The organism is Kitasatospora sp. NPDC059812 (genome assembly GCF_042732075.1).
Taxonomy (GTDB): Bacteria; Actinomycetota; Actinomycetes; order Streptomycetales; family Streptomycetaceae; genus Kitasatospora.
The window spans coordinates 1-15,981 of sequence record NZ_JBHWIO010000001.1 but is presented as its reverse complement, the minus strand read 5'-3'; the positions used below and the strand labels follow the sequence as shown (position 1 = coordinate 15,981).

The 15,981-nt window shown below is 72.4% G+C and carries 13 protein-coding genes; 6 read left to right on the top strand and 7 right to left on the bottom strand.

Features of this window, described 5'->3' with window-relative positions; translation table 11 throughout:
• Nucleotides 1-181 precede the first annotated feature (181 nt).
• Entirely contained in the window at nt 182-865 is a 684-nt protein-coding gene (locus tag ACFV6D_RS00065; RefSeq protein WP_380423223.1) for a response regulator, read from the bottom strand.
• Nucleotides 862-2,061 (bottom strand): sensor histidine kinase, encoded by a 1,200-nt coding sequence (locus ACFV6D_RS00060; protein WP_208869065.1) that lies wholly within the window; start codon nt 2,059-2,061, stop codon nt 862-864. Before ACFV6D_RS00060 ends, ACFV6D_RS00065 begins: the two co-directional genes overlap by 4 nt.
• A 142-nt stretch (nt 2,062-2,203) precedes the next feature.
• Here ACFV6D_RS00060 and ACFV6D_RS00055 point away from each other — a divergent pair, with 142 nt between their 5' ends.
• The 3 genes from ACFV6D_RS00055 to ACFV6D_RS00045 all read left to right on the top strand — a co-directional run bounded on the left by ACFV6D_RS00055 (nt 2,204) and on the right by ACFV6D_RS00045 (nt 9,122).
• Complete coding sequence (locus tag ACFV6D_RS00055; RefSeq protein ID WP_063347326.1) at nt 2,204-2,932, top strand: ABC transporter ATP-binding protein; 729 nt, start codon at nt 2,204-2,206, stop codon at nt 2,930-2,932.
• 59 nt (nt 2,933-2,991) lie between these two features.
• Nucleotides 2,992-5,337: an ABC transporter permease gene (locus tag ACFV6D_RS00050; RefSeq protein ID WP_380557253.1), complete on the top strand. Its 2,346-nt coding sequence runs from the start codon at nt 2,992-2,994 to the stop codon at nt 5,335-5,337.
• A gap of 509 nt (nt 5,338-5,846) precedes the next feature.
• A complete protein-coding gene (locus ACFV6D_RS00045; RefSeq protein WP_380557250.1) occupies nt 5,847-9,122 on the top strand; it encodes an SdrD B-like domain-containing protein in 3,276 nt (1,091 codons plus the stop codon).
• A gap of 144 nt (nt 9,123-9,266) precedes the next feature.
• Here ACFV6D_RS00045 and ACFV6D_RS00040 read toward each other — a convergent pair whose 3' ends face one another.
• Together ACFV6D_RS00040 and ACFV6D_RS00035 are read right to left on the bottom strand one after the other, a co-directional pair.
• Complete coding sequence (locus ACFV6D_RS00040) at nt 9,267-10,364, bottom strand: PP2C family protein-serine/threonine phosphatase (protein ID WP_380336636.1); 1,098 nt, start codon at nt 10,362-10,364, stop codon at nt 9,267-9,269.
• Nucleotides 10,365-10,581: 217 nt separating this feature from the next.
• Nucleotides 10,582-11,799: a cytochrome P450 gene (locus ACFV6D_RS00035; protein WP_380557247.1), complete on the bottom strand. Its 1,218-nt coding sequence runs from the start codon at nt 11,797-11,799 to the stop codon at nt 10,582-10,584.
• Between the two features lie 192 nt (nt 11,800-11,991).
• Between ACFV6D_RS00035 and ACFV6D_RS00030 the strand changes: the two genes are divergently transcribed.
• Nucleotides 11,992-12,348 (top strand): arsenate reductase family protein, encoded by a 357-nt coding sequence (locus tag ACFV6D_RS00030; RefSeq protein ID WP_063347331.1) that lies wholly within the window; start codon nt 11,992-11,994, stop codon nt 12,346-12,348.
• 48 nt (nt 12,349-12,396) lie between these two features.
• Here ACFV6D_RS00030 and ACFV6D_RS00025 read toward each other — a convergent pair whose 3' ends face one another.
• Nucleotides 12,397-12,867 (bottom strand): pyridoxamine 5'-phosphate oxidase family protein, encoded by a 471-nt coding sequence (locus ACFV6D_RS00025; RefSeq protein ID WP_380374633.1) that lies wholly within the window; start codon nt 12,865-12,867, stop codon nt 12,397-12,399.
• 85 nt (nt 12,868-12,952) lie between these two features.
• Here ACFV6D_RS00025 and ACFV6D_RS00020 point away from each other — a divergent pair, with 85 nt between their 5' ends.
• On the top strand, nt 12,953-13,501 hold the full coding sequence (locus tag ACFV6D_RS00020) for a DUF1697 domain-containing protein (protein ID WP_244293337.1): 549 nt from the start codon (nt 12,953-12,955) through the stop codon (nt 13,499-13,501).
• A 159-nt stretch (nt 13,502-13,660) separates the two neighbouring features.
• Nucleotides 13,661-14,224 (top strand): DUF1707 and FHA domain-containing protein, encoded by a 564-nt coding sequence (locus ACFV6D_RS00015; RefSeq protein ID WP_063347333.1) that lies wholly within the window; start codon nt 13,661-13,663, stop codon nt 14,222-14,224.
• A gap of 83 nt (nt 14,225-14,307) precedes the next feature.
• Here ACFV6D_RS00015 and ACFV6D_RS00010 read toward each other — a convergent pair whose 3' ends face one another.
• Together ACFV6D_RS00010 and ACFV6D_RS00005 are read right to left on the bottom strand one after the other, a co-directional pair.
• Complete coding sequence (locus ACFV6D_RS00010; protein WP_380493887.1) at nt 14,308-14,715, bottom strand: hypothetical protein; 408 nt, start codon at nt 14,713-14,715, stop codon at nt 14,308-14,310.
• Between the two features lie 229 nt (nt 14,716-14,944).
• The gene (locus tag ACFV6D_RS00005) at nt 14,945-15,736 is read right to left on the bottom strand and encodes a hemerythrin domain-containing protein (protein WP_380557244.1); all 792 of its coding nucleotides are present in this window, start codon (nt 15,734-15,736) and stop codon (nt 14,945-14,947) included.
• Nucleotides 15,737-15,981: the final 245 nt, after the last annotated feature.

The following is a 15,981-nucleotide window of genomic DNA, read 5'->3' as shown; positions in this document are numbered from 1 at the left end:
CTCTCATCGTTTCCGCAGGTCAGACAAGGTTCTGACCTGCGGAAACGCCTGGAGAGGGGTCGGCTGCGACACCCCTGGGGCTCGCGATGTGAAATGAGAGTGCACTGGGTTCGATCTCCGCAGGAGTTCTGTGTAGTGCCGGCGGCTCGGGCAGCGCCGCCTCGTTCTTCTGATCCTGTCCCTACCGTCTACGCGGCATGAGTCCGGCTTCGAAGGCGACGATCGCCAGGTGGACGCGGTCCCGGGCTTCGAGCTTGGCGAACAGGCGCGCGACATGCGTCTTCGCGGTCGCCGCGCTGATCACCAGCCGCTCGGCTATCTCAGTGTTCGACAGTCCCTGTCCGACCAGTGCCAGCACCTCGCGCTCCCGGTCGGTGATCCCCGCGAGGAGACGTGGGTCCGCAGCGGGCTCGGCGTCCGGTTCGGGGGCCGCGGGGCGGGACGTCCCGGCGAAGTCCGCGATCAGCCGTCGGGTCACGCTCGGTGCGATCAGCGCGTCGCCCGCGGCCACCACGCGGATCGCTCCCAGGATCGCGTCCAGGGCCATGCTCTTGAGCAGGAATCCGCTGGCCCCGGCGCGCAGTGCGCCGTAGACGTACTCGTCGTCGTCGAAGGTCGTCAGCACCAAGACCTTGGGCGGGTCCGGTTCGGCGGTCGCCTGCCGGGTCGCCTCGATCCCGTCCATATCCGGCATCCGGATGTCCATCACCACGACGTCCGGCCGCAGTTCACGCACCAGGCGCACCGCCTCGCGGCCGTCGCCGGCCTGGCCGACCACCTCCAGGTCGTCGGTGTCGCCGATCAGGATCCCGAGCCCGACCAGCATCAGCGGCTGGTCGTCGACCAGCAGCACCCGCACGCTCATGCCGGGAGCCTCGCAGCCACCCGGAATCCGCCCTCCGAACGCCGGCCCGCGCTGAACTGGCCGGACAGCAACGTCACCCGCTCGCGCATGCCGAGCAGGCCGAAGCCGCTGCCGCCGGCCCCCGCCGTGAACCTCGGACGGCCCGGCCCGCCGAGACCGTCGTCCCCGTCGTCCACCACCTCGATCGTCACCCCTTCCGGCTCGTAACCGACCGCGACCCGGCACGTCCGCGCACCGGAATGCCGCACCACGTTCGTCACCGACTCCTGGACGATCCGGAACGCCGACAGTTCGATCTCCGGCGGCAGTGGACGCCGCTCGCCCCGCCAGGTCACATGGACCCGCACCCCGGCGCCGGCCGTGCGTTCGGCGAGCTGCGGGACGTCGGCCAGGCTGCTGGCCGGCGCCAGCGGAGCGGCCTGCGGCATGGCGTCATCCGGCTCGGCGCGGCGGAGCGCCCCGAGCATGCGCTGCAGCTCCAGCAGCGTCTCCCGGCTGGTGGTCTCGATGCCGGTCAGCGCCTGCCGCGTCTGCTCGGGCTTGGTCTCCACGACCCGCGCCGCCGCTCCCGACAGCACCGTGATGATCCCGATGCTGTGCGCGACGCTGTCGTGCAGCTCGCGGGCGATCCGCAGCCGCTCGGCCAAGACGACGCGGGCCGCGGTCTGCTCCTGCAGGGCTTCGAGGTATTCACGGCGTTTGCGATACACGCCCCCGAAGACCCACGCGACCGCGAACCACAACGCGAACCCCCCGGCCCACTGGACCGCGTCGCTGACGGACTGCTCGCGGGTGTGGATGTCGTTGACGAGCGCGGCCGCGACGCCCGCGACGGAGCCGACGGCGGCAGCCTTCGGCCGCCGGACGGCGAGGTACCCGCCCAAGCCGACGAGCAGGACGAACACGATCGAGGGCCGCGCGCCGAAGGCGTCGCCGAGGACTGTTTCGCCCAGGACCGCCGCGAAGACCGCCGCCGGCAGGCGGCGCACCAGCAGAACCGGCAGGGCGAGCACGATGTACAGACCGATCATCTGGGCGGGCTCGAGGTCGGGGAACCGGAACAGGCCGTTCTCAGGGGTCGGCATCGTCAAGGGGAGCATCAGCGCGTACAAGCAGGCAGTGGCGAGTACCACGGCCTGTGACGTCAGCCAGGTCACGCGCTTCGATGCCGAGAGACGCTGGAGAAGCTGTTCCATACGGAGATCGTATTCAGTGGCATCGGCTCTGCGCGTCGCCCCGGGGATGTACGCCGGATACGCCCCCGGGCCGATGACCTGGGAAGAGGTGACATCCGCCGGCCGACGCGGTGGATCGTGGTCCGTTCCTAGGTTCATGGTCATGACGAATGCACCGATGATCGACCTCCGCGACGCGACGAAGAAGTACGACGACGGCCCGCCCGCACTGGCCGGCGTCACCTTGTCCGTGGCGGCTGGTGAGTGCGTGGCGATCCTCGGCCATTCCGGCAGTGGCAAGTCCACGCTGCTGAACCTGATCGCGGGTCTGGACAAGCCTTCCAGTGGCACCGTGACCGTCGACGGCACCCGCGTCGACCAGCTCGGCGAGGCCGGTTCGGCGAAGTACCGCCGGGCCTCCATCGGCATGATCTTCCAGTTCTTCAACCTGCTGGACGACCTGACCGTATTGGACAACATCATGGTTCCGGCACAGCTGGCCGGGATGGGCAAGCGCGAAGCGCAGCGGCGGGCCGTCGAGCTGCTCGGCTCGCTGGACATCGACCGGCATGTCAATGCCTATCCGCAGCGGCTGTCCGGCGGGCAACGGCAGCGGGTGGCGATGGCCAGGGCCCTGATGAACGAGCCGGCGCTGCTGCTGGCCGATGAGCCGACCGGCGCCCTGGACTCGAGCTCGGCCGAGGACGTGCGCCAGCTGCTGCTGGAGCTGAACAGCGATGGCCAGACCATCCTGCTGGTCACCCACGACGTGCAGTTGGCCGCGAGCACCGCGCGCCGCACGATCGAGTTGGTGGACGGCGCGGTCGAGCGGGACGTGGTCAACACCGCCGGCGGCGCCACCGTCAACAGCTCGGCGGGAGCGGTCCGGTGAGCGCCCTGGGCAAGGTCGTACGTTCCGGCGTGGGCCGCCGTCGGGTCCAGTCCATCGTCATGGCCCTGACCACGTTCGCCGCGGTGACGTCCTCAGTACTCTCCCTCGGTCTGCTGACTGTCGTGCAGGCCCCGTTCGAGCACGCTTTCAGTGCCCGGAACGGGGCGCACCTGGCGGTCCAGTTCGACAGTTCGAAGGTCACGGCCGCGCAGGCCGCCGCCACCGCGCACGCCGCCGGCGTCACCGAGGCGGCCGGGCCGTACCCGGTCGCCGCCGCCCTGGACACAACCATCGGCACGGACTGCCCCAAGAACGATTTCGCCGGTACTGACAACCATCCGATCACCGTCACCACCCGGCCCGACCTGGGCAGCACCTCCGGGATGGACCAACTGGCGCTGACCCAGGGGCGCTGGCCGACGAGCCCGGACGAGATCGCCCTGCCGTGGCAGCACTATGCCACCGACTGCTTCGGCAGTTCAGTGGTGTTCTCCTCCCTGCCGGGCAAGCCGTCGTTCAAGGTCGTCGGCTTCGGCGGCTCGGTGACCGACAGCGCGACCGCCTTCGCCACCGCCGACGGTTTCGCGCGGCTCACCGCCGCCGGTGCCAAGTCCGACGAGCAGATGCTCTACCGGTTCGCCGAGGCCGGGACCGCCACCGACATCGCCACCGACAAGCAGGCGGTGGCCGCCGCCGCGCCGGCCGGTGCGGTCGAGGGCGGACAGTCGTACCTGACCACGGAGCAGCAGACGACCGGCAACGCCAAGGCCTACGTGCCGTTCCTGATCGGCTTCGGGATCCTCGGGCTGTTCATGTCGGTGCTGATCATCTCGATCGTGGTCAGCGGGGCTGTGGCCTCGGGAATCCGGCGCATCGGGATTCTGAAGTCGTTGGGCTTCACCCCTTCGCAGGTGGCCCGCGCCTACACCGCGCAGGCCATGATCCCGGCGACACTCGGCGTGGTGCTCGGCACGGTTTTCGGCAACCTCCTGGCTGTGCCGATCCTGGACGGGGCCACCAAGCAGCTCGGCGCGGCCCGTACCACGATTCCGTTGTGGGTCAGCGCCGTGGTATCGCTGGGCACCCTGCTGACCGTCGGCGTCACAGCTTTGATCCCGGCACTGCGAGCCGGCCGGATGTCGACGGTGCGGGCCCTGGTGGTCGGCCGCGCCCCCAAGGCCGGGGGCGGTCAGGCGGCGCAGCGTCTGGCCTCGCGGCTGCCGCTGCCCCGGGCCATGTCGCTGGGGCTGGCCCAGCCGTTCGCCCGGCCGGCCCGGGCCGTCCTGGTCGGTACGGCGGTGCTGTTCGGCGTGGTGAGTGCCACGTTCGCGGTGGGGCTGGGGACCGGGTTCAACAAGTACCTGGACGCCAGCACCTCAGGCTTCAACGTCGCGTCGGAGATCGCGATACCCACAGCCGACGTGGGCGTGCCCTGGGGTCTCTACGGCCCCAACGACCCGCGCACCCCGCACCTGGACGCCGCCAAGGTGGCCGCCGCGCTCGCCGGAATCCCGGGCACGAAGGCCGCGTTCGGCTGGGGCGAAAGCGGCGCGGCCATGGTCGGCGCTCCGCCCGGCGGCGAACCGCCGAAGGTGTTCACGGTCACCGGCGACTTCTCCTGGACGCACCTGGAGCTGGTGTCCGGCCGCTGGTACTCGGCGCCCGGCGAGGCCGTGGTCGGCGACAAGCTGGCCACGACGGCGGGGATCCACGTCGGTGACGACGTCACCGTGACGCAGCAGAACAAGCAACTGCCGCTGAAGGTCGTCGGCATCAACTTCGACACCAACCAGGGCGACTACACCGTCATGACGGATGCGGCCACCTTCACCGCCGCCGGTCTGCCCCCGCACATCGACCAGTTCAACGTCGAGCTGACCGACAACGTCAACGGATCGGACTGGTCCACCTCGGCCGCCGCCGCGCTGACCCCGCTGAACGCCTCGGTCCAGTCGAACTCGAGCTCGGGCAAAAACATCGTGGTGCTCACCATGAGCGCCCTGGTGGCCACGCTCACGCTGATGATGATCGCGGTCGCCGCGCTCGGGGTGCTGAGCATGGTGGTGCAGGACACCCGGGAGCGGGTCCATGACCTGGGGATCCTCAAGGCCCTCGGGATGACACCCAAGCAGACCATCGCGATGGTCCTGACCTCGGTGACACTCACCGGCCTGATCGCCGGGCTGATCGGGGTCCCGCTCGGGGTCGCGGTGGAGAAGGCGACGCTGAACCCGATGGGGAACGCGATCGGCCGACACCTGCCGCCGAACGTGACCCACACCTACACCGCCGGGCTGCTCATCCCCCTGCTGGCCGGCGGGATCGTGATCGCCCTGCTCGGGGCACTGCTGCCGGCCGGCTGGGCGGCCCGGTCGCGGACCGCCACCGCGCTGCGGACCGAGTAGGACCGAGCAGGACCGAGCAGAGCCGCTGGTCGCCGCGGCAAGAACGCCGATGCCGACCTCCCCCGGTTGACACCCTCGAGAGGTCGGCATTCCGGCGTTTCGCCTCAACACAGAGGCACTGGATGACGCGAGCAATGTGGACGGCGCATACGAGCCGGTTCGAAGTTCGGTAGCACTGCGTAGCGCCCTGCAGCGACCAGCCAACGCGATCCCTCGTCACTGCCCCGCACTTCTCGACTCATCTCATCCGTCGAAGCCCCCGCGTGTGCACTGGTTGTGAAATGATCTTCCATGCGGCCACTGTTTCCGCAGGCCAGAGGCATGTTCGATCAGAACTGCGACCTCTAAATCGCGGTTGCCGGTGCGGGCATGGAGCCTGTTCAGGGCCCCGTCGCGCTCTTCTCGGGCGCGGCGGGGCCCTGTCGGCGGGTGCGGCCGATCGGGTGGAAGTGGGGGGGTGTGCGTTGCGTCGGGGGAAGGACGGTCGGGCGGTCGGATGAACTTCCCAGATGCGCATTCACTTCCGGACCGGGCGGATCGCCTCGGTGCTGGCCCTGCTGGCCGGTTCGCTGCTCGGCAGCAGCGTGCTGGCGCCGCCGGCCCAGGCCGCGATCTCTTTCACCAAAACCGTCGACAAGGCGACCGCCTCCCCGGGGGAGAACGTCACCTACACCCTCCGGTACACCTGCTCCATCACCGAGTGCACCAACGGGCGGATCGCCGACACCCTGCCGTCGAACATGCAGTTCGTCGGCTGGACGCCCGACCCCTCGTCGGTGGACCAGGCCGCCTCCACCGTGCCCGCCGCGGGGGCGATGGGCGGCGCCATGGACATCAGGCTCAAGGACCTCAGTCCGGGCACCACCGCCACCATCACGGTGACGATGAAGTACCCGAACTTCACCACCCCCGACGGGGCGGCCTCCACCAACTCGGCCACCATGACGGCCACCGGTGAGCCCAGCCAGACCGCCTCCGCCGACACCAAGGCCCAGGTGCAGCCGCAGTACACGGTGACCAAGGGCATCCAGACCTCCAGCGGCGACGGGCGCACCGTCACCTACCAGTTCAGCGCCTGCGCCACCGACCTGGTGCCCAACGTCGACCTGGACACCAGCCGGCTGCTGGACACCCTGCCGCCCGGCGCCGTGGTGGACACCGGCCGCTCGCCCGGCTGGAGCCAGGTCGCGCCCGGCCCCAACACCTGGGGCTACGACATCGGGGAGTTCCGCTCCGGCAACGGCCGCGGCGGCTGCCGGCTGCCGGGCGTGCTGGTCGTCAACTACCCGGAGGCCGACTTCCCGGACGGGACGACCTCCGACAACACCGTGGACCTGTACGGCGACCCGATCGGGCCGGACGCCGAGCGCAAGCTCGACACCGCCGGCACCACCACCGGCCAGTTCCGGCCCCCGGCCACCGGTGTGATGGTGACCGCCAGCAAGGTGTGGCGCGACGGCGTCACCTCCGGTGACATCAACTCCTTCAGCCTGTCGGCCACCAACACCTCCGGCCCGGCCACCAGCCTGACCATGACCGACCCCGGCGCCGGCACCACCGACGGCCTGTACAACTGGCTCTTCCCGCAGTCCCTCCAGCTGGAGCCGTGGAACCCGACCAGCATCGGGCTCACCCTGCAGTACCGCCTCGACGGCGACCCGACCTGGCTGACCTTCAGCCCGTCCAGCCCGTTGGACGGCTCCAGCACCCGCCGGATCACCTTCGTCCAGGGCGCCGGCGACCCGGCCCGCGACGAGCTGGGCATCCCGGCCGGCCGCCGGCTCGACGGCCTCAGGTTCACCTGGGACGGCCCCATCCCGACCGGTTGGAGCCCGGGCAACTCGGTGCAGGTGATCGCCCAGGTCGTCACCCCCGGCCACGACGGGCGCCCGGCCCCCAGCCCGCTGACCAACTGTCTGGACACCACCGCCGGCGACGGCACCAGCACCTCCGCCGCCAACGCCTGCGCCTCGACCACCGTCACCGCCGCGACCAACCTCGGCGCGGCCAAGACCACCGTCGCCGGCGAGCTGTCCGCACCCGGCGGCATGGCGACCTTCCAGGTGATCCCGTACAACCGCAGCGGTCGCGACCTGACCCGCCCGCTCGTGCTGTACGACGTGCTCCCGGCCGGTGTCGTCTACGTCGAGGGCTCGGCCCGGCCCGACCCGGCCTACCCGGATGCCAAGGCCCCCCAGTCGATCACCGTCACCCCCGGCCCGGACGGCCGCCAGATCGTCCGGATGGAATGGCCGCCCGGCGCGCCCGACATGATGTACCTGCACGACGCGCTGGCCTACCGGATGCTCTTCGACGTCCAGGTCGCCAGCAGCATCCGCTCCGGCGAGCTGACCAACGACATCTACGTGACCGTCGACCGGCCGACCGCGCCGGTCGCCTGCATGTTCTCCGGCTCCGACAGCGGCGTCCCGGACCTGCTGGACCTCAACGGCAACGGCGACACCTCCGAGCTCATGTGCCACGACTCCTCCCGGATCCAGGTGGACGTGCCGAGCGTGCTGCGCTCGTACAAGGAGGTCATGGGCGACCTGGACGCCGACTACGTCAGCATCGGCAGCGCCACTCCCGGCGGCCGGATCTCCTACCGGATGACCGTCCGCAACGACTCGCCCGACCCGGTCACCGACTTCATCGCCTACGACAAGCTCCCCACCCCGGGCGACAACTACGTCCTCACCCAGGACGCTCCGCGCGGCAGTGCCTGGACGCCGTCGCTGAGCCAGCCGATCACCACCAGCGACCCGACCGTGGTGATCGAGTACACCACCGACCCCAACCCGTGCGTCGACGCCGCCCTGGTCAACCGGACCGGCTGCAACAGCAGCGCCACCTGGAGCAGCACCTTCCCCGGCCCGGGAACGGCCACCTGGTTCCGGGTCCGCCGCCCCGGCAGCCTGCCCTCCGGCGAGGCCTTCACCCTGACCTGGCCCATGGTCGCCTCGGTGGACGCCCCCGACGGTGAGTACGCCTGGAACAGCTTCGCCTTCACCGCCACCGACGCCGGCGGCCGCCAGCTGCTGCCCGCCGAGCCGGCCAAGGTCGGCGTCGCCGTCAAGCAGACCAAGCCCTCCGACAACGCGCTCGGCGACTTCGTCTGGCAGGACATGGACGGCTCCGGCATCCAGAAGCCCGGCGACCCGGGCATCGCCGGCGTCACGGTGAAGCTGCTCGACGGCAACGGCCAGCCCGTCCGCGACAAGAACGGCAAGCCGGTCACCACGGTGACCGACCAGAACGGCCACTACCTCTTCGACCACCTGCCCGACGGCAGCTACGCGGTGCAGTTCGACCTGTCCACCCTGCCCGACGGCGCCACCGTCACCAAGCGGGGCGTCGGCACCGATCCGGCCAAGGACTCGGACGCCGACCCGGCCACCGGCATCACCCAGACCGTCACGCTCAGCGGAGGGCAGCGCGACCTCGACCTCGACATGGGCGTGATCCTGCCGACCACCCCCACCGGGTCGCCGTCCCCGTCGCCGTCCCCTTCCCCGACCTCCTCCCCGTCGCCGACGTCCTCGCCGTCGCCGACGCCGTCGCCGACCGCGTCGACGTCTCCCTCGCCGACCGCGACCCCGTCCGGCAGTACGACCCCGACCGCCGGCCCGACCCACAGCGCGAGTCCGTCGGCGAGCGGCGGGACGCTGCCCAACACCGGCGGCTCGGCGCCCGACGCGTTGATCTCAGCCCTCGGCGCCCTCGCCGTCCTGGGCGGTGTGGCGCTGTGCGCGATGGTCTACCGCCGACCCGGACGACACAGCTGACACCGACGACGGGCAACTGAACACCCGACCGACACCAGTGGCGCCGCCCCCAGCGGCGCCACTGGCGCGTTGTCGGAGGCGGGCAGGCAGGCGGGCAGGGCTGGAACCGGGGGCTCGGGCTGCGGGAGTTCACCCGGGGAAGGCCTACGGGCGCTCCGGGGTGAGCGCCAGGACGGCGAGGTCGTCGGCGAGCAGGCCGGCGTACTCGTGGACGTCCTGGGCCAGGAAGGAGACCAGCCGGTCGGGCGAGGTGGTGCCGAGGGCGGCCAGCCGGGGGGCCAGCGGGTAGAAGGCGCCGGTGGCGTCGCGGGCCTCGCTCACGCCGTCGGTGTAGAGCAGGACGGTGTGGCCCGGGGGCAGGGCGACGGCGGTCGGCTTGCCGCGCTCGTCGGGGGGCCCGAGGTGGGCGAGGCCGAGCGGGAGCTCGTCCGCGCAGGACACCGGGGTGATGGTGTGCTCGGCGAGCAGCAGCGGGGTGGTGTGGCCCCGGTTGACGATCTCCACGCAGTCGGAGCCCGGCCGGTACTGCAGCAGGACGGCGGTGACGAACAGCTCGTCGTCGCCCCGGTCGGCGGCGTCGCGCAGGACGGCACGGTCCAGCTGGTCGGCGAGGTCGACCAGGTCGGGGGTGTCGTGTGCGGTCGCCCGGAAGGCGCCGAGCACGTCGGCCACCGTACGGACGGCGCCGAGGCCCTTGCCGCGGACGTCGCCGAGCAGCACCCGGACGCCGAAGCGGGTGTCGCACACCTCGTACAGGTCCCCGCCGACCAGGACCTCGGCCTGGGCCGGGCGGTAGAGGCCGGCCACCCGCAGGCCGCCCGCCCGCTCGGGCACCGGGCGCAGCACGGTGCGCTGCAGGGTCTCGGCGACGGTACGGGCGTGCAGCAGGGTGCGGTTCTGCCGGGTCCGCTGCCAGGACAGGGCGGTGCCCATCACCCCGGAGAGCAGCGTGGCGATGTAGACCCAGACGTGGTGCTGCTCGTTGATGTGGCCCGCCCGCACGGCCAGCACCAGTTGCAGCGCCAGGGCGCCGACCGTGGTGGTGGCGGTCAGCGCCGGGCCGTAGCTGAACGCCGCCACCACGGGCAGCGCGGTCAGCAGGAAGCCGGCCGCGACCGCGTCCGGGACGATCGCCTCGGCGGCCAGGTCGAGCAGCAACAGGAGCACCGGCAGCCAGGGCACCCAGCGCGGTGCCCGGGGTTCCACGGCCGCCGGATGCTCCGGGCGGGGTGCTACGGGCACGGTGGAGTCCTCCTGCCCGACCGGTCCGGTATGACCGGTTCGTCCCTCCATGCTCTCCTACGGAGGACCCGGCCACGAATGGCCGAACGTCCCGGTTTCCGGGGCCGACCGGGCCCGGAAGCGGGGCGTCAGGGCCGGTCGACGGACGGTGACGGAACCCGCCCCGCCCCGGCCGACGGGCGGGCGGGTCGGTGGGCGGTCAGCGGCGAGACGGTCGTCAGCGGACGATCACCGGCAGGGTCTCGAAGCCGCGCAGGACCAGGCGGTCCCGCCGGACCGGCACGCCGCCTTGGGCCAGCCGGGGGAAGCGGTCGAGCAGGGCGGGCACCGCGACCTCGGCCTCCAGCCGGGCCAGCTGGGCGCCCAGGCAGTAGTGCGGGCCGCCGCCGAAGCTCAGCGGCTGGCTGTCCCGCCGGGTCGGGTCGAACACCTCCGGGCGGTCGTACCGGGCCGGGTCGTGGTTGGCCGCGCCGAGCAGCAGAAGCGCCACGTTGCCGACCGGCACGGGCAGCCCGTCGACGGCCAGCCCCTCGGCCAGCGCCACCCGGGAGGTGAGCTGGACCGGGGAGTCGAAGCGCAGCACCTCGTCGGTGAAGCCTGCCGGGGTGATCGCGCCGCTGCGCAGCCCGGCGGCCGCCTCCGGGTGGCGGAACAGCAGGGCCAGGCCGTTGCCGAGCAGGTTGGTGGTGGTCTCGAAGCCGGCCACCAGCAGCAGCACCAGGTTGGCCAGCAGCTCTCGGGCGGGCAGCCGCTCCGGGTCGTCGGCGGCGATCCGGGCCAGGTCGGTGACCAGGTCGTCCTGCGGGCGGGCGAGGCGCTCGGCGGCCAGCTCGGTGAAGTAGCCGGCCAGTTCGTCGGCGGCCTGGTCAGCCTTGGTGAGCTCGGAGCGGTCGTCGATGAACTCCAGGGCGACGGTGAGGTCGGAGGCGAGGTCGCGGAAGCGGTAGCGGTCCCGCGCGGGGACGCCGAGCAGTTCGCAGATCACCCCGACCGGCAGCCGGAAGGCGAAGGCGTCCATGAAGTCCACCGGCGAGCCGTCGGCGCCCTGCTCGGCCATCTCGTCCAGCAGCCCGGCGACCGCCGCCTCCACCGCCGGGCGCAGCGCGGCCACCCGACGGGCGGTGAAGACCGAGGCGATCAGCGAGCGGACCCGGGGGTGGTCGGGCGCGTTGCGCTGCAGGATCGAGCGGCCGAACAGCGCCATCGACGGGTGCTCGGCGAATTCCGGGGTCAGCTCGGCCATCATGTCGGCGGTCGCGACGGCGAAGGCGGGGGTGCGCAGCACCTTGTCGGCCGCGGTGTGTCCGGTCACCAGGAAGGTGTCCGGCCCGGCGGGCACCGCCGCGCCCAGCGCATGTGCCCGCGCGTACAGCGGGTACGGGTCGGCCCGGCCCTCGCTGGTCAGCAGTTCCTCGATGATCGCCGCGCCGTCCATCCGGTGCTCCCCTCCCAGAGGCCACGTTCCTGCTGCGTGAACCACCGGAGGGTGCAGCGGAGTTCCCGTCCGGCGGGGGTACCGGGCCGGGCCGGGGGCTCGCCCGGCGTCGGCCCGGGTGCGCGTCCGGCGGGGGCGCCGGGCCGGGCGGGTTGGCGCCCGGCCGTCGGGCGGCTCGGTAGGGTTGCCGATATGGAGATCTGGATCAACCCGCGCTGCGGCAAGTGTCGGTCGGCGCTCGGCGCGCTGGAGGCCGTCGGGGCCGAGTACACCGTGCGGCGCTACCTGGAGGACCCGCCGACCTCGGCCGAGCTGGAGCAGGTACTGGAGCGGCTGGGCCTGGAGCCGTGGGACATCACCCGCATCGACGAGCAGGTCGCCAAGGACCTGGGGATGCGGAAGTGGACCCGGGAGCCGGCGGACCGGGATCGCTGGATCGCGGCGATGGCCGAGCACCCGATCCTGATCCAGCGCCCGATCATCACCGCGGACGACGGCCACGCCGTCGTGGCCCGGACCCCCGAGGCGGTCAAGTCCGTCCTGCCGTAGCAGCGCCGCGTCCGGAGCCTCCGACGTGTCCGAGACGTCCGGGGCCGGTCAGTGCAGTTGGATCCGCTGCACCGGCCGGCCCGGGTGCCAGTTGAGGACCCACAGGTGGCCCTCCCCCACGGCGGTGTGCACCACCTGCTCCAGGTCCAGCCGGAAGGCGTGAAAGGCGGTCGGCGGCGGCTCGGGCAGATCGGCCGCGTAGGCGGACAGTTCGGCCTCGTCGGTGATCTCGACCGCGCGGCCGGAGACCTTGGAGTCCCCGCCGGCCATCGTCTCGTCCCCCGGGTGGGCGTGCAGCGCGAAGCGGGCGTCCCGCTGGAGGTCGCGCGCCTTGGCCGAGCCGTACATCGACCCGAGCATCAGGTCGGCGCCGACGAAGCCGACCTCCGTACCGCTCACCCGGGGCGAACCGTCCTTGCGCAGCGTCGCCAGGACGTGGTGCTTCTCGGCTTCGAACCGGGCCCGCACGAGGGGGGCCAGCTCGGGTGCCTGCTGCTCGAAATCCTGCCAGGTGACCATCGCGCCAGTCTGGCACCGGGCACCGACAACCGCCGGGCGCCAGGGGCGACCTCCGGGTGTCAGGGGCCGGTGCCAGACTGGCGGGGTGACCACCACGACCACGTACATCGCGTTCCTGCGGGCGATCAACGTCGGCGGCCGGACGGTGCGGATGGAGCGACTGCGGGCGCTCTTCGCCGAGTTGGGGCTCGGGGGCGTGCGCTCCTACATCCAGAGCGGCAACGTCTTCTTCACCACCGACGAGCCGGACCGCGCCGCCCTCACCCGGCGCATCGAGGAGCACCTGGAGCGGTCCCTCGGCTACCCGGTGCCCGCGCTGCTGCGGACGGTCGACGAGGTGGCCGCGCTGCTGGCCGCCGAGCCGTTCAAGGGCGTCGAGGTGACGCCCGACGTCCGGCTGGTCGTGGCCTTCCTCTCCGAGCCGCTGCCCGCCGACCTCGCCGTCCCCCGTCTCTCGCCGAAGGGCGACCACGAGGTGGTCGGCGCCGACCCGGGCGCCGCGTACGTGGTGGTCCACCTGCGGGACGGCAAGTGGGTCACCGGGGAACTGTTCGGCAAGGCCTACCGAGGTGCGGTCACCTCCCGGTTCCTGCACACCACCGAGAAGATCCTGGCGGCCGCCCGGAAGGGCTGACCCCCTGCCCCCCCGCTCTGCCCACCCCGGCACCCAGGCACCCGGCCGCCCGGAACCGCGGTGGCGCACCGGGCGTCTGGAGTGCAGTGACGTACTCACCGTGCGCCGGCACCCGGCGTGATCTGGACAGTCCGAGCCGGCCGAGCCGACAATCGGGCCATGACGTCTCCTGAGTTCCGCACCGGCGCCGTCCGGCCCTCCGGCGCGGTCCGTCCCTCGGACGCCGAACGGGACCAGGCGCTCGGGGTGCTCAAGGACGGAGCGGGCAGCGGACGGCTGTCGCACGACACCTTCCTCGGCCGGATGGAGATCGTCCTGCACGCCACCAGCCGGGGCGAGTTGGACGAGGCGATGACCGGGCTGCCGACCGGGAGCCCGGTCGAGCGCTTCCTGTTGCGGACGGTCGGCCGGGTCTCCGCGTTCGGAGACCGGCTGCGCCGGGCCTGGCGCACCGAACGGCTGCCCGGGCTGAGCCTGCCGGAGACCGGGGCAGGGCAGTTGACGATCGGTCGGTTTCCCGGCTCGGGGCTGCGGCTGCACGACGCCTCGGTCTCCCGACGGCACGCCGAACTGCGGCGCGAGGGCGGCGGCTGGGTGCTGTACGACCTGGGCTCGACCAACGGCACGCATGTGAACGGGCGCCGGATCGCGGGCGGGGTGCGGGTCCGGCCGGGCGACCAGGTCCGGTTCGGGAACCTGGAGTTCCGGCTCGCCTCTGACTGAGCCGCACCCCCGGCCGGTCGGTACGGCCTGAGCGGGCGCCGGGGAGGCGTCGGGCGGGCGGGCAGGCAGGCGGGCGGGCGGTGTCAGCCGTGGGTGACGTGCAGTTCGGCGTAGCGGTCGCCCTTGTCCGCCTTGCGCAGGGTGACCTTCGCCGTGCCGACGGCGGTCTCGGTGTCCTTGCCGACGGTCTTCCGTTCGTCGCCGACCGCCACCTCGACCGTGCTGTCGGTGATGTGGCCGACCGTCATCTTCACGGTGCGGTCGCCGCCGAAGACCTGGAGGGCCTTGAAGGCGTCGGTGCCGTCGGTGCGGACGACGACGTCGCAGCTGTCGTCGTCGAGGCAGAGCGCGACACCGCCGTCGCAGGCGGTCAGTCCGGCGCCGAGGGCCAGGACGGCGCCGGCGGCGAGGAGCGCCCGGCGGTGGACGGCGGGCCCGAAACGGCGCCGGGCAGGGGTTCGGTGGGAGTTCGGGGTGCTCGCTGTGGTCATGGCGTCGACGGTAGGCGCCCGGACGCGCCCCGCCATCGGCCGTCGGCGGTACGCACCCCCTGGCCGGCCCCGGAGCGCCCGAACAGCCGCAACCCCGAGGGTGATGGGTCCAATCCCCTAGGGGGCGAGGGGAGTTGGAACTGCGGGTAGCGGATTCCGGAGAGGCTCGGCATATGCCTCAGGGGTATGCCACGCGCGTAGATCGACGGGCCGCGAAAAGGACCGGCGGTCAGTCGGCGACACCGCCCAGGTCGCTGCCCAGCGCACCGGCCGGGCCCCACAGCGGCGCCATGCAGCGCTGGTAGGTGGCCTGCCAGTGCGGCCAGTTGCGGGCCACGTCGTCGTCGCACTCGGCCAACAGCCGCTCCACCAGCGCCGGTTCCACGCCCTCCAGCAGCCAGGCCAGCGCGTCCGCCGTCCCCGGGCCGTCCGCCGAGCGCAGCAGGTCCATCAGCTCGCCCAGGCCGCCGAGCCGGGAGCCCTCCGGGACCACCCGCTCCATCCGGGGCAGCAACTGGCGCTCCTCGATCCGCAGGTGCGTCTCCAGCCGGGCCGCCAGGTCCTCCATCGCGTACGCCACCGGCCAGGCGCTGCCGGTGTCCCGGCTGGCGATCCGCACCAGCGTGGTGACCCGGGTGAACGAGTGGTCGAGGTTGTGGTGGTCCGCCTCCAGCCAGTTGAGCAGCAGCCGCAGCTCGGGGGCGAAGCGGCGCACGATCGGCCAGATCCGGCTGTCCTGCTGCTCGTGGTGGCAGGTCAGCATCGCGGTCACGAAGCTCCAGTGCCGCAGCAGCGCCTCGCCGGCGTCGTCCTCGCCGGGCTGGAGCAGCCGCAGGGCGTTGGGCAGCCGGGCGAGGTCCCGGCGCAGCGCGGCGTGCACCAGCCGCAGTCCGGCGAAGCGGGCCGTCACCGGCTCCTCACCGACGGCCCGCACGGGCACGGCCGCGCCCCGGGTGTCGACCCCGGACGCCGCCTGCTCGGGCACGGAGGGGGACGGCTGGGGCAGTAGATGGATCGGCATGGGACTCTCTTCACGACGTCGTGGGGCGGGCGGGGCCAGCCGGTGGAGCGGCCCCATCCAAGGTGCTCACAGTCGATCAAAAGTGAATCAATGTCCGATTGACGCGCAGGTCACAGGCATGCGCGCGGGGGAAACGGCGCTGCGCGGGAGCCGCCCCGCGCTCGCCCGCCCGGCCTCCGGACGCTGCCGGAACGCGCGGGGGGGGCGGGGGCGCTGGGGGGGCGCGAGAGCCGGGGGGGGTGTGG

Coding starts and splice junctions, on each gene's coding strand:
- ACFV6D_RS00065 (WP_380423223.1), bottom strand. CDS start 865: ATGAGCGTGCGGGTGCTGCTGGTCGACGACCAGCCGCTGATGCTGGTC.
- ACFV6D_RS00060 (WP_208869065.1), bottom strand. CDS start 2,061: ATGGAACAGCTTCTCCAGCGTCTCTCGGCATCGAAGCGCGTGACCTGG.
- ACFV6D_RS00055 (WP_063347326.1), top strand. CDS start 2,204: ATGACGAATGCACCGATGATCGACCTCCGCGACGCGACGAAGAAGTAC.
- ACFV6D_RS00050 (WP_380557253.1), top strand. CDS start 2,992: ATGGCCCTGACCACGTTCGCCGCGGTGACGTCCTCAGTACTCTCCCTC.
- ACFV6D_RS00045 (WP_380557250.1), top strand. CDS start 5,847: ATGCGCATTCACTTCCGGACCGGGCGGATCGCCTCGGTGCTGGCCCTG.
- ACFV6D_RS00035 (WP_380557247.1), bottom strand. CDS start 11,799: ATGGACGGCGCGGCGATCATCGAGGAACTGCTGACCAGCGAGGGCCGG.
- ACFV6D_RS00030 (WP_063347331.1), top strand. CDS start 11,992: ATGGAGATCTGGATCAACCCGCGCTGCGGCAAGTGTCGGTCGGCGCTC.
- ACFV6D_RS00025 (WP_380374633.1), bottom strand. CDS start 12,867: ATGGTCACCTGGCAGGATTTCGAGCAGCAGGCACCCGAGCTGGCCCCC.
- ACFV6D_RS00015 (WP_063347333.1), top strand. CDS start 13,661: ATGACGTCTCCTGAGTTCCGCACCGGCGCCGTCCGGCCCTCCGGCGCG.
- ACFV6D_RS00010 (WP_380493887.1), bottom strand. CDS start 14,715: ATGACCACAGCGAGCACCCCGAACTCCCACCGAACCCCTGCCCGGCGC.
- ACFV6D_RS00005 (WP_380557244.1), bottom strand. CDS start 15,736: ATGCCGATCCATCTACTGCCCCAGCCGTCCCCCTCCGTGCCCGAGCAG.